Origin of the sequence: Campylobacter sp. CFSAN093241 (assembly GCF_012889595.1) — a bacterium.
GTDB lineage: Bacteria > Campylobacterota > Campylobacteria > Campylobacterales > Campylobacteraceae > Campylobacter_D > Campylobacter_D jejuni.
Genome location: NZ_CP040612.1, coordinates 1,210,620 through 1,235,684 on the forward strand (window position 1 = coordinate 1,210,620; position 25,065 = coordinate 1,235,684).

Sequence of the window (25,065 nt, forward strand, 5' to 3'; positions counted from 1 at the left end):
TTATTCCTTATCTTTTTGCATGGAAGATATAACTGCGTGTGCTGCTATAGCAACGCCTGTGAGTGTAAGCACACCTATACCGATTTTATCTGAAACACTATCCGCACCCAAACCAAAAACAGTATCAAATTTACGACTAGCCATAGGCTCTTCAAAAGGTCCCATAGTATCCCAAAAATTAGGCTCAGAACAACCTATACAACCATGCCCTGCTTGAATAGGCCAAGAAGTGTGCTGGTTAAATCTCTCTCTTGAGCAGTTATTAAAAGTATAAGGTCCTTTACAACCTACTTTATAAAGACAAAAACCTTGTTTAGCTCCTTCATCTCCAAAAGCATGTACAAATTCACCCGCATCAAAATGTCCGCGTCTTTCACAAAGATCATGAATTCTTAAACCATAAGCCCATTTTGGTCTATTATACACATCAAGTGCTGGTAACTCACCAAATAATAAATAATGAAGTACATTACCCACTATATTTTTTTCACTTGGAGGACAGCCTGGAACATTGATCACAGTTTTACTTGTTACTTTGCTTAAAGGCTGCGCGTTGCTAGGATTTGGTCTTGCGGCTTGAATTCCTCCAAAGCTAGAACAGGTTCCTATAGCAAAAATCGCCAAAGCATTTTCACTTGCCATTTTTGAAAGCTCATAGCCTGTTTTTCCATGTGCACCTATGGTTAAAAAATGCTCCGTATCACCCATAGGGATACCACCTTCAACCATTAAAATGTATTTATTTTTATGCTTTTGAATGGCACTTTCTAAATTTTCTTCAGCTTGCCAACCTGCTGCAGCCATCACTGTTTCGTGATATTCTAAAGAAATATAATCAAAAATCAAACTATCAATCGTTGGAGTATCACTTCTTAACAAACTCTCACTACAGCCTGTACACTCAGCCATATGAAGCCACACAACAGGAAGCCTATCAGCAAGCTCAGCAGCTTTTGCCACCATAGGAGTAAAACTCGCTGGCAAAGCCAAAAATGCCGTCATAGCACCTGCCCATTTCATAAAATCCCTTCTAGAAAAACCTGACTTTTCTAATGCTTTTGTAATACTATCATTGTCTTTCAAAGAAGGAAGCTTTTCAAGAGTCGATAAACGCGACTCTATTTGATGATAATCAATCATTATATTTCCTTTACAACATGAAATTTATTCTCTATAATAATAAAATAAAGGAAGTTAAAATAAAGTTAAAAACTTACTATCATAAGCAAATATTAGCATCACTCTTAATTAAAGCTTAATCATAAGCCTTTTTTAAGTTTGCGAATCAAAAATCTTGCAGGATGAATAGCGTGGATGTATTTTTTTTCTAAACACAAGGGTTCATTATTTATCAATGCACACAAATACCTTGCCGCTAAAACACTTGTACTAAAACCCCTTGACCCATGAGCAAAATTAAAATACAAATTACAAGACATTTTAGCTGGTTTTTGCTCCTTATTTTTTGTCCATAATAAAGCTTTATATTTTTCTTTATAAAACGCTTCATCATAAGCATTTCCAACTATCATAAAGCGATCACTCGAATAAGATCTAAAACCTACTTTAGAACCTATGATTTCTAATTTTGTATTTTTATCCATAAAATCGGCTATATTTTCTATATTTTGTTTATCATCTTCTTCTTTTGATTCTAAACTTGCATTAAGCCTATCATAACTTGCACCAATTACTTGCAAATCATCTTTTACAGGGCAAATATAAGCCTTAGAAGATAAAGGAAATGGGGTATCTAAAAAAGGTTTTAGATGTGTAACTTGACCTCTTACTTTGCTTAATTTCATCTCATCATAAAAAACAAAGTCTTTTGCATCTGCACCCATAGCATAAATCAAAACCGCATAATCACTTTTAACAACATCATTTTTAAATTTTAAACTAAAACACCCATTTTCAAATTTATAAGCTTGAAATTCATGATTAAAATATATACAAGCTTTGCTTTTTTCAAAAAGATTTTTAACCAATTTTTTTGGAAAAATCACTCCACCCTCTTCTAAAAAAGCTTGATTTTTTGAAATTTTAAACAAAACATTTTCTCTTTGCGTGTCAAATCTTTCTTGCATTAAATCATTATGTGCAAACTCCACCACACCCTTAAATTCTAAATCTAAAATTTGTCTATAAAAACGACTTGCCTCTATAAAAGAAAGCTCTGAAAACTCCCCTAAATTTACCTTAGGCTTTAAGATTAAAGAGCTTAAAATTCCACTTTCATTTCCACTTGCACCCTTGCCTAATTCTAAATGTTTTTCAAAAATATCTATTTCAAAACCTCTTAAGCTAAGCTCATAAGCTAAAACAGCACTTGATATACCTGCGCCAATAATAGCTACTTTTTTATTTTTTAAAGATGAAAATGTTCTTGAAAAATACGCTTCTTTGTCTTTAAACTCAAGCTCATTTTCCAAATAAGCTTTAATCATTTCTCTTTTTCTAAAACCTTTGGTTTTTTCTACTCTAAAACCATATTTTTTTAAATTTTTTTGCAAAAAACTTGCCGAAGAAAAGGTGCAAATTTGTGTATTTTTTTTAGAAAGTCTTGCCACTTCAAAGATTAAATTTTCATCAAACATTTGCAAGTTTTTATTTGGAGAAAATCCATCTAAATACCAAACATCAGCTTTAAAATCCAATTCTTTTAAAACAGCTATATCTTCAAAAACAAGATCTAAAAAACAATCTTCAAAATAAAAACGATAAATTCCTTCTTTAGCCTTAGGATAAAATTTTAAAAATTGTTCTAAAAGCTCTTTAAACTCTTCATAAAATTCTAGTTTTTGATAAATTTCTCTTAATTGTTCTTTTTCGATATAAAAAGCTTCTACGCTAATATAAAAAAGTTTTTTAGGACGCTTAGAAGGGATAGTTTCTAAAAAGCGTTTCAAAGTAAGAAAAAAATTTAAACCTATACCAAAACCACTCTCTGCGATAATAAAATTTTCTTGATTTTTCCATTCAAAAGAATGAGTGTAAACAAATTTGCTTTCATTTAAGCCATCTTTGGAATTAAAATAAAAATCATCAAAATCCAAAGAAAAAGGAGTATTATCCTTAAAAATTAGCTTAGCTTTTTTCATCGGTTGTTATAAAAATAACTCTCAACTCCATCGGCAATACCCTTAACCAATAAATCTTGAAAAGCTTTATTGGCGATTCTTTTGCCTTCATTTGGATGTGTAATATAGCCAATTTCAATCAAAATTGCAGGCATTTGCGCACCTACTAAAACCCAAAAAGGTGCTTCTCTTACACCGCCATCTACAATTTTATACTTTTTGCGTGTTTGAGTGAGTATATTTTTTTGTACATCAATGGCTAGTTTATTTGAAGCAACGATTTTTTCACGATTTAAGAAATTTAAAATACTTTGTTTTGAGAAATAATTAATCTCTTCAAAATCCCCTTGATTTTCTTTTTCTGCTGCCTTTTTACTTCTTTCACTTCTTGCAGGACTTAAAAAGAAAGTTTCCACGCCTTCGCTACTTTTGGCTTTTGTGGCATTTGGTGCTGCGTTAGCATGTATAGAAATAAACAAATCCGCTCTTTTATCATTGGCATATTTGGTTCTATCACGAAGATTGATAAATTTATCCGAACTTCTAGTATAAAGCACTTTATAACCGCGTTTTTTAAGTTCATTTCCAAGTTTTAAAGCCGTACTTAAAACTATATCTTTTTCTTTTAAACTTCCTTTTTTATCACTTAAAGCACCGCTATCTTTTCCACCATGCCCCGCATCGATAACCACAAGCTTTCCTGATTTGTAATTCGTATTTAAAGTTTTACTAGAACTTTGAGTTGCTTTTTTGTTTGCATTTTGATTTGTAGTTTGTATATAAAAACCTAAAGTGAGATTATTATTATCCAACTCCTTTAAAAGTTTAAATTCTTTAGGAGCACTCAAAACCACACGAACGGTTTTTGGATTGTATTGAGTAACTGTAATCACATTTTGTCCAAAAGTAAAGCTTTTTCTACTACCTTCTAACACACCCTTAAAACTTACAACATATCGGAATTTTTGATCTTTGGTATCAAATACTGCTATTTCTTTTTCATCTAAATCATCGCTTAAATTTAACACCACAGCATTAGAAATTTTATCCACATCTAAAACATATAAAGGTTCTTGATTTTCTTTTTCATTATTGGTTTTTTTATCTTGTTTTTTTGTTTCTAAAACTTTGGTTTTAATTTCTGTTTTTTGATCTTGCTTTTTCTCTGAAATTTTACTAACTTGCTCAGTCTTTTTTTGGCTAGTAGTTTCTTTTGAAAAAATTATTTTTTCTTCTTTAAAAGATATATCAATAGGAATTTTTTCTTTAGCATAAACCACTATGCGTATGGTTTTGGGATTAAATTGTGAAATCACTAAACGATAGTCATCAAATTTAAACTCTTTTTTACCCCCTTCTAAAACCCCATCAAAATCACTAATAAAACGATAGTTTCCTTTTTCGTCTAAAGCAAAACTTTTTAATTGATCCTTATCCAAATCTGCATTTAGTTCAAACTCTACACCTTGGCTTGTTTTACTTGACTTTAAAACATAAATTTTATCATCGCTTTTTGCTTTAGAAACGATACTGCTCTTTGGTGCTTGCGAAGTTTTAGAATTTGTTTTTTCTGTATTTTTTATTTGTTCGTTAGATGATTTTTTTTCATTTTTTTGAACTGTTTTTATAGGTTCAAAAGTTGATTTTTCAGTGTCTTGAGAAATATTTTGAACCTTAATATCTTTAATGACAGCCTTTCTTAAAGCATTAATACTTGCTTCACTTATACCACTTTCTTTTAACTCATTAGCATATGACTTGTCATCTAAATTTAAAGTATTTGAACTGATGATCAATCTTTTTAAAATTTCAATTTTAGTTTTTTCATCTTCATGAATAACACTTTGTATATAAAGGCTTTTGAGCTGATGGTGAAATTTTACTTGCACTTCACTTTTAGAACCGATAAAATTTTTATCAAAATTTGCAAGTTCATTTTCATAAGCTCCAAAAAGAGTTGTGAAAGCAAATACTAAAAATACAAAAATTTTAGCCATTATTCACCATTAACCAATTTTTCCATAAGTTCTTTAACACTGATAAGCTTATCTAAACGATATCCATTTACACCTGTAAAGAAAAGTCCTGTTTCTTTTTTGCCTGACCACGCATCAAAAAGCCTATCTGCTATACAATACCCTACTTTAGTCGCCTCTTTTCCACGTCCACAAGGCGCTACACAATTGCTTATACAATTAATCTTTGGACCCATTCTTTTATCTACCAAATTTAAAAGATTGGTTCTAACTCCACGAGCAGGATAGCCCACAGGAGATTTAATAAGCTCTATATCTTCTTCTTTAGAAGCTAGCAAAACGCTTTTAAACTCTTCACTCGCATCACATTCAAAAGTTCCTATGAAACGCGTTCCCATTTGAACACCACTAGCCCCTAAAGAAATAGCATTTTCTATATCTTTTTTATCCCAAATTCCACCTGCAGCAATCACGGGAAAAGACCCCCAATTTTTAGCCTCTTCTACCACAGGAGCGATTAATTTTTCTAGCTGATAATTTGGATCTAAGCACTGCTCATAAGTAAAACCTTGATGACCTCCACTTTTTGGCCCTTCTAAAACCACTGCATCAGGCAAGCGATTGTAACGGCTTTGCCATCTTTTGCAAATAATTTTTAAAGCCTTTGCAGATGAAATGATAGGCACTAAAGCCACATCAGGAAAATCTGCAGTAAATTCAGGTAAATTTGTAGGAAGTCCAGCACCTGAAACAATCACATTAAAACCAACCTCACAAGCATCGCGTGCTATTCTTGCATAATCATTACTTGCACATAAGATATTACACCCCAAAGGTGCATCGCCACAAACTTTTCTTGCATTATTAATCAAAGCTTGCAAACCCTTGCGTGAGTAAAAATTTTCACTTCCATAAGGCTTAGCGTTTAATTCTTTACTTGCATACTTTCTTTCTTCATAATATCCTGTTCCCACAGAAGAAATAATCCCAAGTCCACCATTTAAAGAAACTGCAGAAGCTAATCTATCCCAGCTTATGCCTAGTCCCATTCCTCCTTGAAAAATGGGATATTTTATAGTATGTTTTCCTATTTGTAAGGGTTGTAAATTCATTCTTTTACCTTTAATTTTGCAAATTTTCTTTTACCTATTTGTAAGATGTATTCTCCTTGTTCTAAATATATTTGCTCGTCGCTAACTTTTTGAGAATTTACACTTACTGCATTAGCGCTGATGCTTCTTCTTGCCGCAGAAGTAGAACTTTCCAAACCACATTCAACCAAAGCCTTAGCAAGCCAAATTTTTCCTTGTATTTCAAACTCAGCCATATCACTTGGCAAAGCATTTTGAGAATGAATTCTATCAAATTCAGACTTAGCATTATTAGCCTCTTCTTTGGAGTGAAAACGCTCTGTAATCTCTAAAGCTAAATTTTCTTTAGCTTTTTTAGGATGTAAATTGCCTTGTTCTATATCTTTTTTTATTTGCGCAATTTCTTCTAGACTTTTTTGACTTAAAAGTTCATAATATCTAAACATCAATTCATCACTAATACTTAAAATTTTAGCATACATATCATTAGCTTTTTCTGTAACACCAATGTAATTATTTAAACTCTTACTCATTTTGTTTACACCGTCTAAACCTTCGAGTAAAGGCATCATAATCACAGCTTGTTCTTTTCCTATGTTATAAACTCTTTGAAGCTGTCTTCCCATCAAAAGATTAAATTTTTGATCCGTTCCACCCATTTCAATATCGCTTTTTAAAGCCACACTATCATATCCTTGAAGTAAAGGATACAAAAACTCGCAAATCGAAATAGGACTTTGCTCTTTAAATCTCTTGGTAAAATCGTCACGCTCAAGCATTCTAGCTACACTAAAAGTTGAAGTAAGCTCTACTATACCCGCGGCTCCAAGTTCATTAAGCCAAGTAGAATTAAACTTAATCTGTGTTTTTTCTTTATCCAAAACCTTAAAAACCTGCGTTTTATAAGTTTTAGCATTGATTAAAACTTGCTCTTTATCCAGCTTTTTACGCGTTGCACTTTTTCCACTTGGATCGCCAATTTGTCCTGTAAAATCTCCAATCAAAAACTGCACAATAGCTCCATGTTTTTGCAAAAAAGCCATTTTTGTTAAAACCACGCTATGGCCTAAATGTAAATCAGGCGCTGTAGGATCAAACCCTGCCTTTATAAAGAAATTTTCACCCTTTTCATAATAATTTTTAATTAAATTTTCTATTCTTTCTTCATCAATAAGCTCTGCACAACCACGCTTAACTTCTGCTAATATTTTTTTTATATCCATAATAAACCTTTTTAACCTTCTTTATAAGCATCATTTAAAGATGTAAAATCTAAAATTTTACAACGAGATTTTAACCTATCCTTGACACTATCTGGATTGATATTATCAGGAATTTCCATTGTAATCTCAAAATAATCTACCGCCGAATTTAAATCACTTGATAAATTAATTGTTAATAAATTTATCTGCATTTTAGCTAAAAATGCCAAAAATTCCGCTAAAACACCTTTTTTATTTTCCAAAGAAAAAATCAATTTATAAGATTTAGGGATGTTAGAATCCCATTTTATAAATACCATATCTTGATTATTATCTATCATTTTATCAGCTCTATCGCAAAGCTTATGATGGACAATAGCGTTACCACCTTTAACAAAAGCTAAAACAGCATCACCTCTTTTTGGATGGCAGCAAAAATCAAAATCCACATTAGCGATTTTATGGTTACAATATAGAGTAAAATTTCCTATTTTTTGCTCTTTAATCTCATATTTATCAAACCAATATGACTTCTTGGCGTATTTTTTAAGACCATTAACTATATCTTTCAAATAAGCACTATCTGTTGCTACTTGTCTAATACGTCTGGCTAAATTTTCTTTTTCTATCCAAGTTTCAATTCTGTTTTTATCAACTCCAAAAATAAAACTTAACATATTAATAGAACTTGCTAGATTAATCTCTCTGATTTTTTGCTTGCAAAATTCCCTTATACTTGCTTTTGCTTTTCCTGTTTTAACACTATCTATCCAAGAACAGCGATAAAATTTATCATTGCTAGTAACCACTCGCACAATATCGCCATTTTTAAGCTCGGTTAACAAAGGTACTTTAATACGATTTACATAAGCACTTTTTGCATGAAGCCCTACTTTGGTATGCACTTCATAAGCAAAATCAAGAACCGTTGCACCACGAGGCAAAGTGAAAATTTCTCCCTTAGGAGAATAAACTGCGACATCTTCAACATAAAGACTATCTTTAGCGTATTCATAAAGCTCAATAGCATTATAATCTTCTGCATTTTCAAGATTGTTTATACTTTGCATTGAAATATCTGTAAGCCAATCAAGACGAGGCGCAACCACGCTGCCATCTTCTTTATATTTCCAATGCGCTGCTATACCAAATTCCGCAATTTTATGCATATCAAAAGTTCGAATTTGTGCCTCTATAATACTTTTAGCATCAAAAAGTGTGGTATGTATAGTTTGATAACCATTTTGTTTAGGCAAGGCTATATAATCCTTAAAACGCGAAACCAAGGGATTAAAATGTGTATGTAAAATTCCCAAAGCTAAGTAACAATCACTTACTTTTTCAACCAAAATTCTTACCCCAAGCAAATCAAGAACTTCTTCAATACCAATGCCTTTTCTTTGCATTTTAAGATAAATAGAATAGCTATGTTTAATGCGTTTTTGAATTTCAAAACTACCTTGTCTAAAGCCATTACTCAAAAATAAAAGTTCGATTTTGGAAATAAATTCATTTAAACCTAATTGCATTTCTTGATTATTGGAATTGATATAATTGTCAATAAGCTTATACTCATCTGGCATAAGATATTTAAAACTAAGATCTTCCAAATAATTTTTTATGCTTGAAATACCAAGTCTATGGGCTATTGGGGCATATACAACTAAAGTTTCTTCGCTGATTCTTTTTTGCTTATCTTCTCTTAGAATATCAAGAGTAAGCATATTATGCAGCCTATCGCATAACTTCACAATCAAAACCCCAACATCTTCAATACTTGCTAAAAGCATATTTCTGAAAGTCAAGGCTGATTTAGTTAAACTTTTTTTAGATTTTGATGAAATGAGATTATCTTCTCTAATTTCTATAATTTTAGTAAGTCCTAAAACAAGTTTTAAAACCTCAGAACCAAACTGCTCTCTAAGTTCTTCTTCAGTGCAGTTTGTATCTTCAATCACATCATGCAATAAAGCAGCTAAAATATTGCTTTTATTTTCACTTAAAAATCCAACCAGTGTTGCTACTAAAATAGGATGTACCGCATAAGGCTCTCCACTTTTTCTAAACTGCCCTTCATGGCAAAATATACAGTAATCTACCGCTTTTTCAAGAATGGCATCATGGCCACAAATTTCGAAAAGCAAAGCCTTAGCAGCTTCTAAATCTTTACAATTTTTTACATTATCGATTAATTGTTCAAGCAATAATTCTTCATCGATTGGTTTCAACTAAACCCTCTAAAGTGATTTTATTTTCTGCAATTTCATATAAAGCTATATCTGCAAGTTTATTTTTATTTTTATCAAAGTCTACCAAAGGGGTTGCTCCATTTGCCAATTGTTCCGCTCTTTTTGCTACCACTAAAGAAAGGCGATATCTATCATTACCCATTTTTTCCAAAGCTTTTGCCGCTACTTCTTCTATTCTTTTATCCATAATTTTCTCCTTAATTATTTTTAACGATTGAACAAAGGCTAGTATCACCTTGTATGATTTTAAGCAAATTACCCTCTTCAAACATATTACAAACCACAATAGGAAGTTTGTTATCTTTAGCTAAAGCTATAGCTGTATCATCCATCACTTTAATATTATCTTGCATAGCCTCATCATAACTCAAAGTATTTAAAAATACTGCATCATCAAATTGTTTTGGATCTTTATCATAAACTCCATTAACTTTTGTAGCTTTTATTACCATATCTGCATCAATTTCCACAGCTCTTAAAATAGCTGTTGTATCCGTAGTAAAATAAGGGTTTCCAGTACCTGCAGCAAAAACCACAACACGACCCTTTTCTAAGTGTCTTTGCGCTCTTCTCATAATATAAGTTTCACAAAATGCTTCCATCTGAATGGCGCTTTGAACCCTAACTTCAAGTCCAGAGCTTTCCAAAGCTTCTTGTATAGCAATAGCATTGATAACCGTAGCAAGCATCCCCATATGATCTCCACTTGTCCTTTTAATCAATCCGCCCTTAGCAGCACTTACTCCGCGAATAATATTACCACCGCCTATAACTATGCCTACTTCTATTTGATTTTTTATAAGTTCTTTAATCTCTGAAGCTATGAATTTTAAAATAGAATTTTCTATACCAAAGCCATTTTCACCTGCTAAAGCCTCTCCTGAAAATTTTACTAAAACTCTTTTTCTCTCTTGCATTATTTCTCCTTATTTAACTTGAAATTATATTTTAAATTCCATTAAATTTAGCTAATTTAAGCTAATGAGTTCCAAAGGATTGATATGAAAATTTTTTTGAGTTACTTCAAAAGTAAGATCATTTTTTATTCTACCCACTACGGCACCTTTTTTAATATTCTTACCAACTTTAATATTAGGAGCAATCTTATCTAAATGTGCGTATATTGTATGTATGCCATTATCATGTTCAACAATAACAACTCGAGCTAGCATACTAGTATCTTTAGCAAAAACTATTTTTCCATCTAGCACATTTTTAACAACTGCATCGCTTTTATTGCTTCTTAAAACTACATTCTCGTTAAAAATTTTAAGATTGTAAACAGGATCAACATAATTTCCAAATTTTTGCTTCACAGTAAAAGAATCCAATGGAGCTATGGTTTTTTTTCCTGTGTAACGCTTGACTGAACTTCCTTGATAGCTTGAACCTAATTGTCTTATTTTTTGATTATTTTTTACTATTTTAGTATCATTTTTGTTTGAATTTGCATCTTCTTTATCATTAATAATTTTTAATTGATTTAATGTTTTTCTAAGCTCTTCTTGCTGAGCTTGTAAATCATCGAGTTTTTTTGCATATATAGCTCGATCTGTTTTTTGTTTATTAATTTCGCTAATTTGTTTTTGTTTTAAACTTTGAAGCTTGGCTAATTGAGCGTTGTAATCCTTAAGACTTTCATTGATTTTCTTAATCTGAGCTTGTTTATCATCAATAAGCCTGCTTACTCCCTCATAATCTTTAGAAATTTTAAAAATTTCTTCATTTAAAACTTTGTTTAAACTTCCTAAAATTTCAAAAGCCATAAAACTTTCTTCACTTTCAATATAGCCTTGAGGGATAGGTAAATCATAAGCAAAATCTTTAGCCATTAAAGATATAAGCTTACCTTCCATATTTGATTTACTTTTAAGCAAATCTTCATTTTGGCTTGTAAGGGTGTTTAACTCTTGATTTTGAGCCTTAGCACTTGCTTCAAGCTTAGAAGTTTGTGAATTTAAGCTTTCAATTTGCAAACTTAGATCTTTCAAACTTTTTTCACCATTTAAAATATCGCTAGCCAAATCTTCAAGTTTTTTATTTAACTGTTCTTGTATGCGTTTATTTTCTTCTAAACTTTTTGTTTTTTCATTTATAGCGTTTGCTAAACTTATATCAACAAACAAAAAAAAACAAAAAAAGATAAGAATATTTTTTCTCATCTTTTAACCTTAAACATAACCGTATTTACACACAACAAGCAAATAAACAAAGTAGCTAAAAAAATTAAAGTCAAATGTAAAATAAAATTAATAGGTGGAAAAATAATATCTACAGCCTTTAAACTTTCTTGGATAATAGAAAGATCAAAAATTTGGGTAAAAAAGGCAAGTAAAATAACAAAAGCAATAAAACAATCAACCACAACCACCTTATAAAGCATAAAAGATCTAAACCAAAACGGAGCTCCAAATAAACACATAATTTCAATACGATCGGTATGTTCATAAAGCCAAATTCTCATCTGTTTTAAAAACAAAACAAAGGCAAGTAAAATAATGATAAACAAAAATAACCAAAAAACAAATTTCATCAAAATAAGCAAAGAATATATCTTATCATGGGTTTTGGAAAAAGTTTCAACCTTACTAACACCTACAATATTTAAAAGTTGATTTTTAATCGAATTTAGTTCATTTTGATCGGGTAAAGAATTTAATTTTAAAGTATAAAATTTTGGCAGAGAATCTTTTAAAACTTTCAAATTCTTTTCAGAAACATCATTTTTCAAACGATCAATTAAATCCTTAGGATCTAAAGATTCAAGTCCAGCAAAAAATGGTACTTTTGTTTTTACTACATTCTGATCAAGTTCAGTTTTGCTGACAACTATAATATTATAATCTTTATTAACAAGTTCTTCATAATGCTTCAAAGTTGCATTTGTAATCAAAATAAATTCAAAAGCAAACATCATAAAAAGTAAAGGTAAAATTAAAGATAAATGTGTTTTAAAAAATTTCATTCATTTTTCCATTTTCTATATTAAAACGACGATAATCCACTCTTAAATTACTAGGAATTCTATGTGTTACCACTATAACACAAGTTCCTAAAAGCTCTCTAGCAGACTTTAAAAGAGTCCATATAATATCAGAAGAATACTCGTCCAAATTTCCCGTTGGCTCATCGCAAAGCAAAAGCTTTGGATTATGAGCTAAAGCCCTAGCCATAGCGACGCGTTGTTGCTCACCACCGCTAAGTTGATTAGGCAATTTATCTGCTTTAAAAGTTAAATTTACATGCTTTAAAAGCTTAGTAGCTTGATCATGGCATACTTTTTTGCTATAACCTTTAATCATTAAAGGCAACATAACATTTTTTTCAACACTATATTCTTGTACAAGTTTATAATCTTGAAAAATAATCCCTATTCTTTGACGTAATTTTAAAAGTTCTAAATTTCCAATTTTATTCATCAAAGATCCACATACTTCAAGTTTACCAGAAATAGGTTCTAAATCTCCATAAAAAGACTTTAAAAGCGTACTCTTACCACTCCCACTTTTACCCGTAATAAAAACAAAATCATCATCCTTAAAAGCAAAACTCGCTTCTTTAATAACTAGTTCATCATAACCTAAAGTAAGTTTATTTGCTTGGATTAAATTAGGCATCCTTTTTCCTTAATTTCCCTTTTTAAATTTTTAAATTATGCTTTATTTTTGCTTAATTTTCAAGAAAAATTATATTTTAAACTGAACTTTTAAAATTTCTTTTAATTCATTTATCGCTTTAATATTTTCTTGAATTTTAAATGGCTCTTTAAAAGCAAAATCAATCGTTTTATCAAGATGCAAATAACAATGTTCAGGCTTATTAAAAGCTCCAAAAGCAACCTTTAAAAGCAAATTCTCATCTTGTTTATAGATGCTTTCAAAATGCAAGAAAAAATCATCTTTTTTTATAGTAATATTTTTAAAGTTCTGCTCTATTTTTTTCAAATCCTCTTTAGAAAATTCAACCGATGAGAGATTAAATTCATTTAACTCATAGTTTTTACACTCTTGGTTAAAATTCCACACCCAAAGATCATATATATTTTTTTCTTGCTTTTTCCATCTATCTTCATATTTGCTTGAAATTTCTAAATTTTCATTTTTTCTAAGGCTAAATTTTGGAGCAGGAAAAGTCAAAAATTGCTCTAAAGTAAAATTAAAATACTCAAAACTATCTGTTCTAAGCTCAAAACGACCATTTTGAACTAAAACCCTAGCACATTCTTTGCAAAAATCTTTCCCAATAACTCGCCTATGAGGCTTTTTATCCCAAGGAACAGGGAAATGTAAAAAAATCTTTTCAACTGATTTTGATTTTAATACACTCAATAACAATCTCGCATCACTTTGGATTAGCAAAATATTATTTACATTTTGTGCTTTAGCAAGTTTAGCCACTTGAGTTAAAGCTGGGTTGTAAATTTCCACCCCTAAAATTAAAACATTTGGATTTTCTTTTGCTTGATAAAGCAAATGTCTTCCTGATCCAAAGCCTATTTCTATATAAATTTTACCTTGAAGTCTAGATAAAAGCTCATCAAAATTATCAACGATAAATGGTGTTTTTTCAATTAAAGCATTATTTTTAAGTCCAAAAGCTTCATTGATAATATCCTCACAAAAACCTTCTTTAAAGATTTTTAAAGCCTTTTGCAAATAACCTATTTTAGAAGGTTTTGTATGTTTATCGCCTTTAATCACAAAACCATTTTGTGCTTTTTTAATCTGCAGAAAAAAACTCTCTTCTTGAACCTTTGTATAAATAAGACTAACATTATCATTCTTAGCAAGCCAAAGAAATTCAACATCATCCTTACTATAAGGCAGATTTATTTCTTTGATCTTTTTACTTTTAAAATTTGGCACTACTGAGCCGCCTTAACTTTGCTTGAAGGTTCTGAACGAAGCCCGGCTGAATCAATAGCAATAACTTCATAACTATATTCCACCCCTGGCAAAGCTTTTACATCTTTTAATCGCTTTTCTTTAATGCCTTTAAAAACTGCATTTTGCTCCCCGCCATAGCGTCTTACTTCATACTCAACAGCTCTAGTATCATTATCACTCCATTCTAAATTTATCCCTTCGCTTGTACTTTGAGCCAAAATAATACTAGGAGCCAAAGGGTTGCCTAAAGTTTTACCTTCTACACCATCTTTTGGCATAGGACTTTCAAGACCATCTTTATCCACCATTGTTACTTTATAATACTTGCTTTTACCTGCTCCTTCTACTATATCCTCATAAGAATTTTTATCAGTCTTTGCCAAAACACTAAAAGGAAGGAAGCTTGAGCTCGTAGAATAAACTTTATAATAAGAAAAATCTTCATACGTAGGAGCATCCCAAGTTAAAATGATTTTACTAGAACCATCTGTGCTAGCACTTAAATGCTCAACTTGAGGAGGTAAAGCCTTGCTTGTAGAACTTACAACTTGACTTGACCCACTCTTTATCCCATTAAAACTCACAGCAATAATTCTATAACTTGAATTTTCATTAGGCTTTAAATCACTATCGATGTATTCAGCGTTTAAACGATTTTTTACTTCTGCAATTTTTTTAAATTCTTTATCATCACCTTTGGTTCTTTCAATAATATAAGAATCAACCCTAAAATCAGGATGCGGACGCCAAATAAGTTTAATACGATTAGGCAAATTAGTCACAGCTTGAACAAAAGGAACAGCTTCAAGTCTTGGAGCTGTGCTCACTTCTATAACCTTGCCATCTTCTGAAATTTGTCCTTGCTCATTAAAGCTTTTCATCATATAACGATACTTAGTACCAGGCTCTAATTTAGTATCTACATAATGAGTTTGAAACTTATCTTTAATAGTGCCTACAAGTTTAAAATCAGGATTTTCATCACTAGAACGATACAAATAAAATCCTTTAATATTTTCATTATATAAAGGCTCCCATTCAAAAGCAATATTACTCATATCACTAAGACTTTTTAAACTTTCAACCTTTGGCAAGCTTTCATTTACAGCAGGCTCTTTACTTGAAGCTAGCGAATTCATTTGCGAAACACTACAAGCGCTAAGCAAAAGAGTTAAAAAACTCAAGTAAAAACTCAAGCGAAATCTTTTCATCATTCTCTCCTAAATTAATTTGTTCAAACATAATATTTTTAAAATCTTCCATCAAAGGTGCTTTAACAAAAATTTGTTCTTTGGTTTTTGGATGGATAAAATACAAAAAATAAGCATGTAACATTATCCTACAATCATACTTACCCTTATAACCATACAAACTATCACCTAAAATATAGCGATTTAAACTAGCCAAATGCGCTCTAATTTGATGAGTTCTTCCTGTAAAAAGCTTAGCAGCCATCAAAGTTAAATTTTCAGTTTTTACTACATTTATAAAAGCTGATTTTGCGTTTTTACTGAATTTATTTTCCTTATCTATGGCTATTTTTTTAATAGCATTAGAAGGCGAACGCATTAAAAATTTTTCTACTATAATTTTATCTTCTTTTAGTGGCAAATCAATTAACGCAAGGTAAATTCTTCCCATGCTTTTATCTGCAAGCTGTTCACTTAATTTTTGATGGGTGAAATTATTTTTCGCTATTAGTATAGCTCCGCTTGTATCTTTATCTAATCTATGGACAAGACCAGCTCTTATCTCTCCTCCTAAATTTGATAAAGTATATTTTTTTTCTATTAACCAATCCACCAAAGTGGCATTTTTAACGCTACTTGCTCCATGAACGACTAAATTTGAAGGTTTATTTAAAACAAGCAAGTCTTCATCTTCGTATAACACATCAATATCAAAATCCACTTCAAACTGAGGTTTTATCTCATTGCAAAGCTTTAAACTTGCAATAGAAATAATATCACCATTTTTAAGCTTAAATGAATTTTTATCTTGAATTTTATCATTAACCTGTACACAATCTTTTTCTATAAGTAAAGCAACTTGATTGCGACTTTGGTTTAATTTTTTAGCCAAAAATACATCAAGCCTTGAATTTTCATCTACTAAAAAAGTTTGCATTTTTTCCTTAGAGGTTTTGATAAATTTAAAATTTTAGTTTATAATTATAGCTTTATATTACCAACTGAAGGCAAATTTTGTTTAGATTAGATAGAAGAATTTTAACTCATTTTGACTATATGCAACCCATTTTATTTTTACCCATAATTCTTATTTCATTTTTCTTAATCTTTGAAGCTAATCCTTTTTTAGCAGAAAAACAGTTTGTTTATGCCTGTGTGGGATTGTTTGCTTTTATGGTTTTTTTCTTCTTTCCCATAAGGAAATTTATTTGGATTATTCCTGTTGCTTATTGGATTAATATTTTTTTATTGCTAAGCGTAGATATTTTTGGGGTTGAAAAATTAGGTGCTAAAAGATGGCTTGAAATTCCTTTTACTCACTTTACTATACAACCTTCTGAAATTTTTAAACCTAGTTTTATTTTAATGCTTGCCTATCTTATTTATCAAAATCCTCCTCCAAAAAATGGATACAAACTTAAACAATTCATCAAACTTAGCTTTTACATCATCTTGCCTTTTTTGCTAATTGCAAAAGAACCTGATTTAGGAAGTGCTATGGTTTTACTACTTGTTGGTTTTGGAGTGCTTTTTATCATGGGAGTTCATTATAAAATTTGGTTAAGTATTGTTATAGCTATAAGTGTTAGCTCTCCTATTATTTATACACATCTTTTAAAACCCTACCAAAAGCAAAGAATTCATGATTTTATTTCAGAAAAACCAAGTTATCAAGTAGCCCAATCAATGATAGCTATTGGAAATGGTGGTTTAACCGGAAAATCTCAAGATGAAGCTACGCAAACTCATTTTAAATTTTTACCTATTTCAACTAGTGATTTTATTTTCGCTTACATGATAGAAAGATTTGGATTTATTGGGGGATTGACATTAATTATATTTTATATTTTACTTATTTTTCATCTACTTAGTTTAAATTATAAACTTAAAGATGATTATTTTGCTAGAGTTGCTATTAATTGTGTTGCATTATTTATTTTTATTTATGCGGCAGTAAATATTTCAATGACTATAGGTTTTGCACCAGTAGTTGGGATCCCTTTGCCTTTTTTTAGTTATGGTGGAAGTTCTTTTACTATTTTTATGATTTTTTTTGGAATTTTACAGCATTTAATCACTTTTAGATATTTTTGGACGGATATAAAGGCTAAATAAAATATTTTTAAGCATTAATAAGATATAATTTTATCTTTTAATTCAACTTAGGCGGATTTATAGCTCAGTTGGTTAGAGCAACCGGCTCATAACCGGTTGGTCGCAGGTTCGAGTCCTGCTAAATCCACCATTCTACATATAAGCTATAGACTCTTTCTTTAAAAAATAACTTTTAGTTCTTTAAATATTTCAATCTTATATAAAAAAAGTATGTGATGTGATTTTTTGAAAGATAAAGTGGTGGTTAGAGGCAGAATCGAACTGCCGACACGCAGATTTTCAGTCTGCTGCTCTACCGACTGAGCTATCCAACCACAATGTTTGATAAAGTAAAAATGTAATTGTATCTTTTTTTCTTTAATTTAAGTTTAAATACAAAAATAAAATTTTATTTCCCTTAAAGTTTTAATAAGATAGAATACCCGCTTTAGATCATTATCAAATGGAAATTTTTTGAAACAATTTGGACTAGATAGACGAACTTTTAAAATTTTACTAGCTGGTTATATTATTATTGCATTGTTTGGGGCTTTATTGCTACATTCAAGCTGGGCACATACAACTCCTATTGATTTTTTAGATGCCTTTTTTACAAGCACATCTGCTGTTAGTATGACAGGATTAGTAGTTAAGAACACTGCGGTTGATTTTACCTTAGCAGGACAAATTATTATCTTAGCTTTGGTGCAAATTGGAGGCTTGGGATATATGGGTATAGGTTTATTTGTTTATATACTCATACGCAAAAAAGTTGGTTTTAGTGCAAGAAATTTACTAAAAGAGTCTTTATTTTATCCATCAATGGATGGTTTATTTAAATTTTTTAAAAAGGTTTTGCTGTTCATTTTTACTATAGAATTGATAGGTGCTATACTTCTCACCATGCGTTTTGCCCTTGAAATGAATTTTAAGAAAGCTTTATGGTTTGGAATTTTTCATTCTATTAGCGCTTTTAATAATTCTGGATTTACTATATTTGAACATGGATTTATAGCTTATAAACATGATATAGCAATTAATCTTATTATCACTTCTTTGATTATTATTGGAGGGCTTGGATATTTTGTTTTGGTTGAATTATACTTTTTTCAAAGAAAAAAATTGCAAAATTTAAGCCTACATACAAAAATGGTTGTTGTTGCAAGTATTTTTCTTATTTTCTCTTCAACGCTTATTATTTTTGCTTTTGAATACTCAAATCCTCAAACTATAGGACATTTTTCATTTTTTGATAAAATTTTAAGCTCATATTTTATCGCTATTAATTACCGCACAGCAGGATTTAATACCTTAGATATGGGACATTTGCATGATGCAAGCTTATTTTTTGGATCATTGTTTATGGTTATTGGTGGTGCACCAGGTGGAACAGCTGGGGGTATGAAAGTAACAACTGTAATGGTTTTATTGCTCTATGCTTATTGGAGTATCCGCGATGGAAGAGTTAGAATTTTTGGACATGAAATTCCAAGAGAAACTATATCTAAAGCTTTTATTATAGCTGTAGGTTCAGCTGTTTATATAGTAATAGCTGTTATTTTGCTTTCCTTGCTAGAGTCAAAATTTGATTTTATAGCCTTGCTTTTTGAAACTTCTTCGGCTTTTGCAACCGTAGGAATTTCAGTAGGAAATGGTGGAACTTTATCTTTATGCGCTTTGTTTAGTGATCCTAGCAAGGTGATTATCATCATTATGATGCTAAGTGGTAGGATAGGTGTTTTTGCTTTTTTACTCTCGGTATTCAAACAAGACAAAGCTATTCATTTAAAATTCCCTGAAGGAAAGGTTAATTTATAAAGGTAAAATCGTGAAAAATCTTAATTATGGAATCATAGGACTTGGAAAATTTGGATCAGTTGTAGCAGATGAACTCATTGCTGGAGGTCATACTGTTATCGTTGCGGATAAAGATGAGGAAGCTTTAAAAAGTATACAAAATCCTCCAAGCTATGCTTATATTTTAGATTCTACAAATATTTCAGCCCTAAAAGAAGCAGGCTTTCATGATGTTGAAGTTGTTATTGTTAGCATAGGAGAAAATGTTGAAAAATCAATCCTTACTCTTATGGCGCTTAAAGATATAGGTGTTAAAAATATCATTGCTAAAGCAACCTCTAATATCCATGGTCAAATTCTTTCTAAGTTAGGTGCAACAAAGGTTATTTATCCTGAAAAAGAAAGTGCTAAAAGACTAGTAAAAGAATTTTTAACTAAAGATGCTGATTATGAAGTTTTTGATCTTTCAGCAAATACTATACGAGCTATTAAGATCAATATAGATGAAAAATTAGCAGGAAATTCTTTAAAACATGTAGCACAAAATATGAAAGTGATTTCTTATAAAAAATTAAATAGCGACTGGGAAATACTACCTGATTTAGAAACCACGACAGTTTATAGTGGAGATGTTGTAATACTCCTTGGAACAGTTAAAGAACTTAGAGAATTTGAACACTAAGCAAGATTTAAAGCCTTGCAAGCCTTTACAAAACGCTTTAAGGCTGTTTTTTCTTTGGTAGAAATTTTATGATATATAACTTCATCTAAATAATATCTAACATCTTTTATATCTAAATCCCTTGTTTTGGCATATTTTTGAAGTATATAATAGGGAATTTTAATCTTTGTTTTTGGAAATTTTTTCAAAATTTGTTTATATAAAGCTTTTTTTTGCACACAAGAAAATCTAGCAAAAACAAAAGGCAATCCTGTTTTTTCGTGCCATTTTGCACATAAATCGATATATTTAGAAGGATCTTTTAGATAAAGCTTTAAAGCCTTATCGCCTATAATTACTTTTCCATCTTGTTTTAATACTTTAGCTAAAGCATTTGAAGTTGCTGAACTTGGATCTTTGGCATTTAATGTATTTTTTTCTACCAAAACACTTAAAACTCTTTTATTGGCACAAATACCCAAATCTAAATTTTTATATTTTTTTCTAGCGCTTTCTATGCTTGAAATGATAGCTGCATCAATTCTTCTATAAAATAAATCTTTATTTAGCTTACTTGGAACTCCTTTTTTATGCTCCATACTTGCTTTAAAACCATTAGGTAAAGGATATTTCTTAAGATATATATGCAAAGGCAAAAGATTAATATAATCAATTTTTCCAAAAATCATCTCTTTTAAAGAGTGTTAAACACTCTATCTCCTGCATCTCCAAGCCCTGGGATAATATAACCTTTTTCATTTAAACCTTCATCAATACAAGCCACAAAAACTTCTACATCATCATGCATTTGGCTAAATTTTTGCAAACCTTGTAAAGCAGCAAGTATGGATATAAATTTTATTTTTTTAACTCCTTGGCTTTTTAAAAAATTACAAGCCTCTATAGCAGTCCCACCTGTAGCAAACATAGGATCTATAACAATAGCGGTGCGTTTTTTTGCATCTTTGGGAAGTTTTTGAAAATAAAAATCCGCCTTTAAAGTCTCTTCATTTCTCACAAACCCCAAAAATCCAACACTTGCATCAGGAATCATCTTAAAAACACTTTCAAGCATTCCTAATGCAGCTCTTAAAATAGGACAAATCATAATCTTTTCATCAAGTTTTTTTACTATAGTTTTTTGCATAGGTGTTGAAATTTCAATTTCTTTTAAAGAAAAATCTTTACTCACTTCAAAAAGCAAAAAAGATGAAATTTCATCGATTAACATACGAAATTGAAAGGGCTTTGTCTCTTTAGCCCTTAAAATTCCTAACTTATGTTCGATCAATGGATGATTGATACAATGAATATTTTTCATTTTAAGCTTTCAAAATAAGCTTTCTCGTTAAAATTTTTTACCTTAGCCACACCATCTTTTACCGCAGCTGCTGCTACAGCTGTACTTACTGCAGCTTTTACTCTTTCATCAAAAGGTTTTGGTATGACATAATCTCTTCCAAATTCTAAGGTACTTAAATTATAAGCCTTTTTAACTGCATCACTTACAGGAAGTTTTGCAAGATCTGCTAATGCTTTAGCAGCCGCTACTTTCATATTTTCAGTGATTTTACTTGCACGCACATCTAAAGCCCCACGGAAAATAAAAGGAAAACCTAAAACATTATTGATTTGATTTGGATAATCACTTCTTCCTGTTCCTACAATCGCATCTTTTCTAAGTCTAGCTACATCTTCAGGCATCACTTCAGGAATAGGATTTGCCAAAGCAAAAATCACAGGATCTTTTGCCATGCTTAAAACCATTTCATCATCAAGAATTTTTGGTGCACTAAGTCCTAGGAAAACATCAGCTCCTTTTAAAACTTCTTTTAAAGTCTTTTCCTTAGAATCAACAGCAAATTCAAGCTTTTGAGGAGTTAAATCATTTCTATCTTTAGAAATCACTCCTTTGCTATCTACTAAAATAATATTTTCGACCCCTAAATTTCTATACATTTTAGCACTTGCTATACCTGCAGCACCTGCACCACTTACAACTACTTTGATGTCTTTAAATTTTTTACCACTTATTTCCATAGCATTCATAAGTCCCGCAGTTGAAATAATAGCCGTTCCATGTTGATCATCATGCATTACAGGAATTCCTAAATCTTGCAAAGCCGCTTCAATTTCAAAACATTTTGGCGCAGCAATATCTTCTAAATTGATCCCGCCCACAGTTGGAGCCAAAGACTTGCAAAAATTTACAATCTCTTCTATACTATGAACATCAATTTCTATATCATAAGCATTGACATTTGCAAATTTTTTAAACAAACAAGCCTTACCTTCCATAACAGGTTTTGAAGCCTGTGCTCCTATGTTTCCAAGTCCTAAAACAGCAGAACCATCACTAACTATAGCTACTAAATTAGCCTTATTTGTATAAGTATAAGCAAGCTCATTATCTTTAGCGATTTCAAGGCAAGGTTCTGCAACTCCTGGGCTATACGCCAAAGATAGATCATGGCTTGTAGCCATTGGCTTACTTGGTACAATATCAATTTTCCCACCTAAATGGTATTTTAAAGCTTCTTCTTTTAAATTCATTTTATTTTCCTCTAACTTTTAAAAAATTTTCTATTCTTTTTTTGCACTCATCAACCTCTAAAAATTCTAATACTTCAAAAATACTAGGACTTACCGCACTCCCTGTTAAAGCTATGCGTATAGGCTGAGCCAAATCTTTTAACTTTGCTTCTTTTTTTTCTAAAAAATCATTTGTAAAATCTTCAAAATCTTTACCTGTTTTTTGATCTTTAAGTGTATTAGCAAATGCTTGGAGCAATTCTAAATTATTTTTGTTAATAAATTTTTGTACTGCATTTTCATCATAATTTTGCGGCGCATTAACTATACTTTTTGCACCATTGATAATATCATGCAAGGTTTTTGCACGCTCTCTTAATAAATCAAGTAAAAATCCTGCCTTTTCATAAACAGATAAATCAAAGCCAAGATCCTTAAGCTGACGGTTAATCTCTTCAAAAGGCAAAGTTTTAATGTAATGAGCGTTAAGCCATTCAAGCTTTTTAGCATTATAACAAGATGCGCTTTTATTAATATGATAAGGGTCAAAAAGTTTTTTCAAATCTTCTAATGAAAAAACCTCATCATCACCATGGCTCCAACCTAAACGCACAAGAAAATTAAGCAAAGCTTGAGGTAAAATTCCCATTTCTTTGTATTCCATAACATCAGTTGCCCCATGTCTTTTTGAAAGCTTTTTACCATCTTCTCCATGTATCATAGCCACATGAAAAAATTTAGGAATTTTAAAACCCAATGCCTCATAAAGCACAATTTGTTTAGGAGTATTTGAAAGATGATCATCTCCGCGAATCACATCACTTACCCCCATTAAAGCATCATCAATAACAACAGTAAAATTATAAGTTGGAGTTCCATCACTTCTTGCAATGATAAAATCATCCATTATATCCTCTGCTTTAAATCTCACCTCGCCTTTAACCCCATCTTCAAAAACAATCTCGCCACTTTGAGGCGCTTTAATACGCACAACAGGTTCTATACCCTGAGGTGGCGTGCCTGTAAATTCTCTATATCTTCCATCATATCTTGGGCGTTCTTTGGCGGCTTCTTGCTTGGCACGCAATTCTTCTAATTCTTCTTTACTCATATAACAATAATACGCCTTGCCTTCATCTAAAAGCTTTTTGACATATTCTTTATAAAGATCAAAACGCTCTGATTGGTAAGTTACTTCTCCATCATGTTCTAAACCGCACCATTTAAAAGCTTCGATAATTGCTTTAGTAGCTTCTTTGGAATTTCTTTTTAAATCCGTATCTTCGATACGAAGTAAAAAATTTCCACCATTTTTTCTAGCGTATAAATAATTATAAAGAGCTGTTCTAAGTCCACCTATGTGCAAATACCCTGTTGGGCTTGGAGCAAAACGCGTTGTAAGTTTTTCGTGCATTTTTTGCCTTTTCTTAAATTTTTATTGATATAATGCGATATTTATACTTAAATAAAGGTTTGAAATGAAAAAAATTTTATTAAGTTTTGCATTTTTTGCAAGTTTAGCTAGTGCAAATACCATTAATGCTATAGCTGTAGTTGTAGATAAAGAGCCTATCACAACTTATGATATAGATCAAACTATGAAAGCACTTAAAATTGATAGAAATAAAGCTTTAGGCGTACTCATCAATGAAAAAATGGAAATTTCACAAATGAAACAACTAGGTATTGTAGTCAATGATCTAGAGCTTGATGATGCTATAAATAAAATGCTTGCTCAAAACAAAACGACTTTAAATGCTTTCAAAGCAAATTTAAAATCCAAAAATCAAAGCTATGAACAATTTCGTGCAAATTTTAAAAAAGATTTAGAAAAAAGAAAGCTTTATGAAAAAATCGCAAGTATGGCAAAAACTGATTTTAGTGATGATGGAGCAAAAAAATTTTTCGAACAAAATAAAGATAAATTCACTTTTTATACACAAATTAATGCAAATATTTATCTATCAAACAATCCTCAAACTTTAGAAAATATCAAAAATACAAAAAAAACAATCCTTAAACCACAAAATGCATCTTTAAACACAAGTAATGCCGATCCAAGACTTTTAGGGCTTTTATCACAAATTCCTGTTGGAGGCTTTTCCCCTGTTTTAAATGGAAAAAATGGCTATGAACTCTATGAAGTTAAAAGCAAAGATGGGGCACAAACTCCTAAATATGAACAAGTTAAAAATGAAGTTTTAAACGCTTATGTAAGCGAACAAAGACAAAATTTCATACAGGATTATTTTGATAAACTCCGCTCTAAAATCAATATAGAATATTTAAGATAAAAATTACAATTAA

At 30.8% G+C, this 25,065-nt stretch carries 22 protein-coding genes and 2 tRNA genes; 5 read left to right on the forward strand and 19 right to left on the reverse strand.

The features are described 5' to 3' along the window. From FBE96_RS06205 to FBE96_RS06270, 14 genes are all read right to left on the reverse strand, one after another. Positions 1-1,140, reverse strand: a complete 1,140-nt coding sequence (locus FBE96_RS06205) for a hydrogenase small subunit (RefSeq protein ID WP_002860472.1) — start codon at positions 1,138-1,140, stop codon at positions 1-3. Positions 1,141-1,259: 119 nt separating this feature from the next. Continuing rightward, positions 1,260-3,101 (reverse strand): bifunctional tRNA (5-methylaminomethyl-2-thiouridine)(34)-methyltransferase MnmD/FAD-dependent 5-carboxymethylaminomethyl-2-thiouridine(34) oxidoreductase MnmC, encoded by a 1,842-nt coding sequence (mnmC, locus tag FBE96_RS06210; RefSeq protein WP_002871659.1) that lies wholly within the window; start codon positions 3,099-3,101, stop codon positions 1,260-1,262. Beyond that, a complete protein-coding gene (locus FBE96_RS06215) occupies positions 3,098-5,077 on the reverse strand; it encodes an N-acetylmuramoyl-L-alanine amidase (RefSeq protein ID WP_002871658.1) in 1,980 nt (659 codons plus the stop codon). The genes mnmC and FBE96_RS06215 overlap by 4 nt, the downstream gene beginning before the upstream one ends. Then, the gene (locus FBE96_RS06220; protein WP_002871657.1) at positions 5,077-6,168 is read right to left on the reverse strand and encodes a nitronate monooxygenase family protein; all 1,092 of its coding nucleotides are present in this window, start codon (positions 6,166-6,168) and stop codon (positions 5,077-5,079) included. The genes FBE96_RS06215 and FBE96_RS06220 overlap by 1 nt, the downstream gene beginning before the upstream one ends. Beyond that, positions 6,165-7,370, reverse strand: a complete 1,206-nt coding sequence (gene tyrS / locus FBE96_RS06225) for a tyrosine--tRNA ligase (protein ID WP_002871656.1) — start codon at positions 7,368-7,370, stop codon at positions 6,165-6,167. Before tyrS ends, FBE96_RS06220 begins: the two co-directional genes overlap by 4 nt. Before the next feature lie 11 nt (positions 7,371-7,381). Then, the gene (locus FBE96_RS06230; protein ID WP_002866265.1) at positions 7,382-9,577 is read right to left on the reverse strand and encodes a bifunctional (p)ppGpp synthetase/guanosine-3',5'-bis(diphosphate) 3'-pyrophosphohydrolase; all 2,196 of its coding nucleotides are present in this window, start codon (positions 9,575-9,577) and stop codon (positions 7,382-7,384) included. After that, positions 9,561-9,785 (reverse strand): DNA-directed RNA polymerase subunit omega, encoded by a 225-nt coding sequence (locus tag FBE96_RS06235; RefSeq protein ID WP_002853464.1) that lies wholly within the window; start codon positions 9,783-9,785, stop codon positions 9,561-9,563. Before FBE96_RS06235 ends, FBE96_RS06230 begins: the two co-directional genes overlap by 17 nt. A 10-nt stretch (positions 9,786-9,795) precedes the next feature. Then, complete coding sequence (gene pyrH, locus FBE96_RS06240) at positions 9,796-10,515, reverse strand: UMP kinase (RefSeq protein WP_002854049.1); 720 nt, start codon at positions 10,513-10,515, stop codon at positions 9,796-9,798. 51 nt (positions 10,516-10,566) lie between these two features. Next, positions 10,567-11,760, reverse strand: coding sequence for a M23 family metallopeptidase (locus tag FBE96_RS06245; RefSeq protein ID WP_002853860.1), 1,194 nt, complete (start codon positions 11,758-11,760; stop codon positions 10,567-10,569). Continuing rightward, positions 11,757-12,563 carry an FtsX-like permease family protein gene (locus tag FBE96_RS06250; protein ID WP_002853622.1) on the reverse strand — a complete coding sequence of 269 codons (807 nt, stop codon included), beginning with the start codon at positions 12,561-12,563 and terminating at the stop codon, positions 11,757-11,759. Before FBE96_RS06250 ends, FBE96_RS06245 begins: the two co-directional genes overlap by 4 nt. Continuing rightward, complete coding sequence (locus FBE96_RS06255; protein ID WP_002853534.1) at positions 12,550-13,215, reverse strand: ABC transporter ATP-binding protein; 666 nt, start codon at positions 13,213-13,215, stop codon at positions 12,550-12,552. The genes FBE96_RS06250 and FBE96_RS06255 overlap by 14 nt, the downstream gene beginning before the upstream one ends. A gap of 69 nt (positions 13,216-13,284) precedes the next feature. Continuing rightward, entirely contained in the window at positions 13,285-14,463 is a 1,179-nt protein-coding gene (trmB, locus tag FBE96_RS06260) for a tRNA (guanosine(46)-N7)-methyltransferase TrmB (RefSeq protein WP_002858203.1), read from the reverse strand. Continuing rightward, positions 14,463-15,698, reverse strand: coding sequence for a fibronectin type III domain-containing protein (locus tag FBE96_RS06265; RefSeq protein ID WP_010891920.1), 1,236 nt, complete (start codon positions 15,696-15,698; stop codon positions 14,463-14,465). The genes trmB and FBE96_RS06265 overlap by 1 nt, the downstream gene beginning before the upstream one ends. Next, a complete protein-coding gene (locus tag FBE96_RS06270) occupies positions 15,643-16,611 on the reverse strand; it encodes an RluA family pseudouridine synthase (protein ID WP_002858282.1) in 969 nt (322 codons plus the stop codon). Before FBE96_RS06270 ends, FBE96_RS06265 begins: the two co-directional genes overlap by 56 nt. 77 nt (positions 16,612-16,688) lie before the next feature. Here FBE96_RS06270 and FBE96_RS06275 point away from each other — a divergent pair, with 77 nt between their 5' ends. Together FBE96_RS06275 and FBE96_RS06280 are read left to right on the forward strand one after the other, a co-directional pair. Then, entirely contained in the window at positions 16,689-17,789 is a 1,101-nt protein-coding gene (locus FBE96_RS06275; protein ID WP_002853654.1) for an FtsW/RodA/SpoVE family cell cycle protein, read from the forward strand. A gap of 53 nt (positions 17,790-17,842) precedes the next feature. Continuing rightward, positions 17,843-17,919, forward strand: a tRNA-Ile gene (locus FBE96_RS06280). A gap of 108 nt (positions 17,920-18,027) precedes the next feature. Here the strand turns inward: FBE96_RS06280 and FBE96_RS06285 are convergent. Next, positions 18,028-18,103: transfer RNA gene (locus tag FBE96_RS06285), tRNA-Phe, on the reverse strand. 139 nt (positions 18,104-18,242) lie between these two features. Here FBE96_RS06285 and FBE96_RS06290 point away from each other — a divergent pair. Both FBE96_RS06290 and FBE96_RS06295 read left to right on the forward strand, forming a co-directional pair. Next, positions 18,243-19,586: a TrkH family potassium uptake protein gene (locus FBE96_RS06290; protein ID WP_002864101.1), complete on the forward strand. Its 1,344-nt coding sequence runs from the start codon at positions 18,243-18,245 to the stop codon at positions 19,584-19,586. 10 nt (positions 19,587-19,596) lie between these two features. Beyond that, complete coding sequence (locus tag FBE96_RS06295) at positions 19,597-20,247, forward strand: TrkA family potassium uptake protein (protein WP_002853664.1); 651 nt, start codon at positions 19,597-19,599, stop codon at positions 20,245-20,247. Here the strand turns inward: FBE96_RS06295 and FBE96_RS06300 are convergent. Genes FBE96_RS06300 through gltX form a run of 4 tightly spaced genes read right to left on the reverse strand, consistent with a single transcriptional unit; the run spans position 20,244 to position 24,172 of the window. Further along, positions 20,244-20,915 carry a menaquinone biosynthetic enzyme MqnA/MqnD family protein gene (locus FBE96_RS06300; protein WP_002871654.1) on the reverse strand — a complete coding sequence of 224 codons (672 nt, stop codon included), beginning with the start codon at positions 20,913-20,915 and terminating at the stop codon, positions 20,244-20,246. The genes FBE96_RS06295 and FBE96_RS06300 overlap by 4 nt on opposite strands. Positions 20,916-20,920: 5 nt before the next feature. After that, complete coding sequence (gene upp / locus FBE96_RS06305) at positions 20,921-21,547, reverse strand: uracil phosphoribosyltransferase (protein ID WP_002905810.1); 627 nt, start codon at positions 21,545-21,547, stop codon at positions 20,921-20,923. Then, on the reverse strand, positions 21,544-22,779 hold the full coding sequence (locus FBE96_RS06310) for a malic enzyme-like NAD(P)-binding protein (RefSeq protein WP_002871652.1): 1,236 nt from the start codon (positions 22,777-22,779) through the stop codon (positions 21,544-21,546). The genes upp and FBE96_RS06310 overlap by 4 nt, the downstream gene beginning before the upstream one ends. A 1-nt stretch (position 22,780) precedes the next feature. After that, entirely contained in the window at positions 22,781-24,172 is a 1,392-nt protein-coding gene (gene gltX / locus FBE96_RS06315; protein WP_002871651.1) for a glutamate--tRNA ligase, read from the reverse strand. 64 nt (positions 24,173-24,236) lie between these two features. Between gltX and salC the strand changes: the two genes are divergently transcribed. Further along, positions 24,237-25,052 (forward strand): peptidylprolyl isomerase SalC, encoded by an 816-nt coding sequence (gene salC, locus FBE96_RS06320; protein WP_002905809.1) that lies wholly within the window; start codon positions 24,237-24,239, stop codon positions 25,050-25,052. Positions 25,053-25,065 lie beyond the last annotated feature (13 nt).

Excerpts from the sequence above, each read along its gene's own strand:
- FBE96_RS06205 (WP_002860472.1), bottom strand. The coding sequence starts at position 1,140 with ATGATTGATTATCATCAAATAGAGTCGCGTTTATCGACTCTTGAAAAG.
- mnmC (WP_002871659.1), bottom strand. The coding sequence starts at position 3,101 with ATGAAAAAAGCTAAGCTAATTTTTAAGGATAATACTCCTTTTTCTTTG.
- FBE96_RS06215 (WP_002871658.1), bottom strand. The coding sequence starts at position 5,077 with ATGGCTAAAATTTTTGTATTTTTAGTATTTGCTTTCACAACTCTTTTT.
- FBE96_RS06220 (WP_002871657.1), bottom strand. The coding sequence starts at position 6,168 with ATGAATTTACAACCCTTACAAATAGGAAAACATACTATAAAATATCCC.
- tyrS (WP_002871656.1), bottom strand. The coding sequence starts at position 7,370 with ATGGATATAAAAAAAATATTAGCAGAAGTTAAGCGTGGTTGTGCAGAG.
- FBE96_RS06235 (WP_002853464.1), bottom strand. The coding sequence starts at position 9,785 with ATGGATAAAAGAATAGAAGAAGTAGCGGCAAAAGCTTTGGAAAAAATG.
- pyrH (WP_002854049.1), bottom strand. The coding sequence starts at position 10,515 with ATGCAAGAGAGAAAAAGAGTTTTAGTAAAATTTTCAGGAGAGGCTTTA.
- FBE96_RS06245 (WP_002853860.1), bottom strand. The coding sequence starts at position 11,760 with ATGAGAAAAAATATTCTTATCTTTTTTTGTTTTTTTTTGTTTGTTGAT.
- FBE96_RS06250 (WP_002853622.1), bottom strand. The coding sequence starts at position 12,563 with ATGAAATTTTTTAAAACACATTTATCTTTAATTTTACCTTTACTTTTT.
- FBE96_RS06255 (WP_002853534.1), bottom strand. The coding sequence starts at position 13,215 with ATGCCTAATTTAATCCAAGCAAATAAACTTACTTTAGGTTATGATGAA.
- FBE96_RS06265 (WP_010891920.1), bottom strand. The coding sequence starts at position 15,698 with ATGATGAAAAGATTTCGCTTGAGTTTTTACTTGAGTTTTTTAACTCTT.
- FBE96_RS06270 (WP_002858282.1), bottom strand. The coding sequence starts at position 16,611 with ATGCAAACTTTTTTAGTAGATGAAAATTCAAGGCTTGATGTATTTTTG.
- FBE96_RS06300 (WP_002871654.1), bottom strand. The coding sequence starts at position 20,915 with ATGATTTTTGGAAAAATTGATTATATTAATCTTTTGCCTTTGCATATA.
- upp (WP_002905810.1), bottom strand. The coding sequence starts at position 21,547 with ATGAAAAATATTCATTGTATCAATCATCCATTGATCGAACATAAGTTA.
- FBE96_RS06310 (WP_002871652.1), bottom strand. The coding sequence starts at position 22,779 with ATGAATTTAAAAGAAGAAGCTTTAAAATACCATTTAGGTGGGAAAATT.
- gltX (WP_002871651.1), bottom strand. The coding sequence starts at position 24,172 with ATGCACGAAAAACTTACAACGCGTTTTGCTCCAAGCCCAACAGGGTAT.
- salC (WP_002905809.1), top strand. The coding sequence starts at position 24,237 with ATGAAAAAAATTTTATTAAGTTTTGCATTTTTTGCAAGTTTAGCTAGT.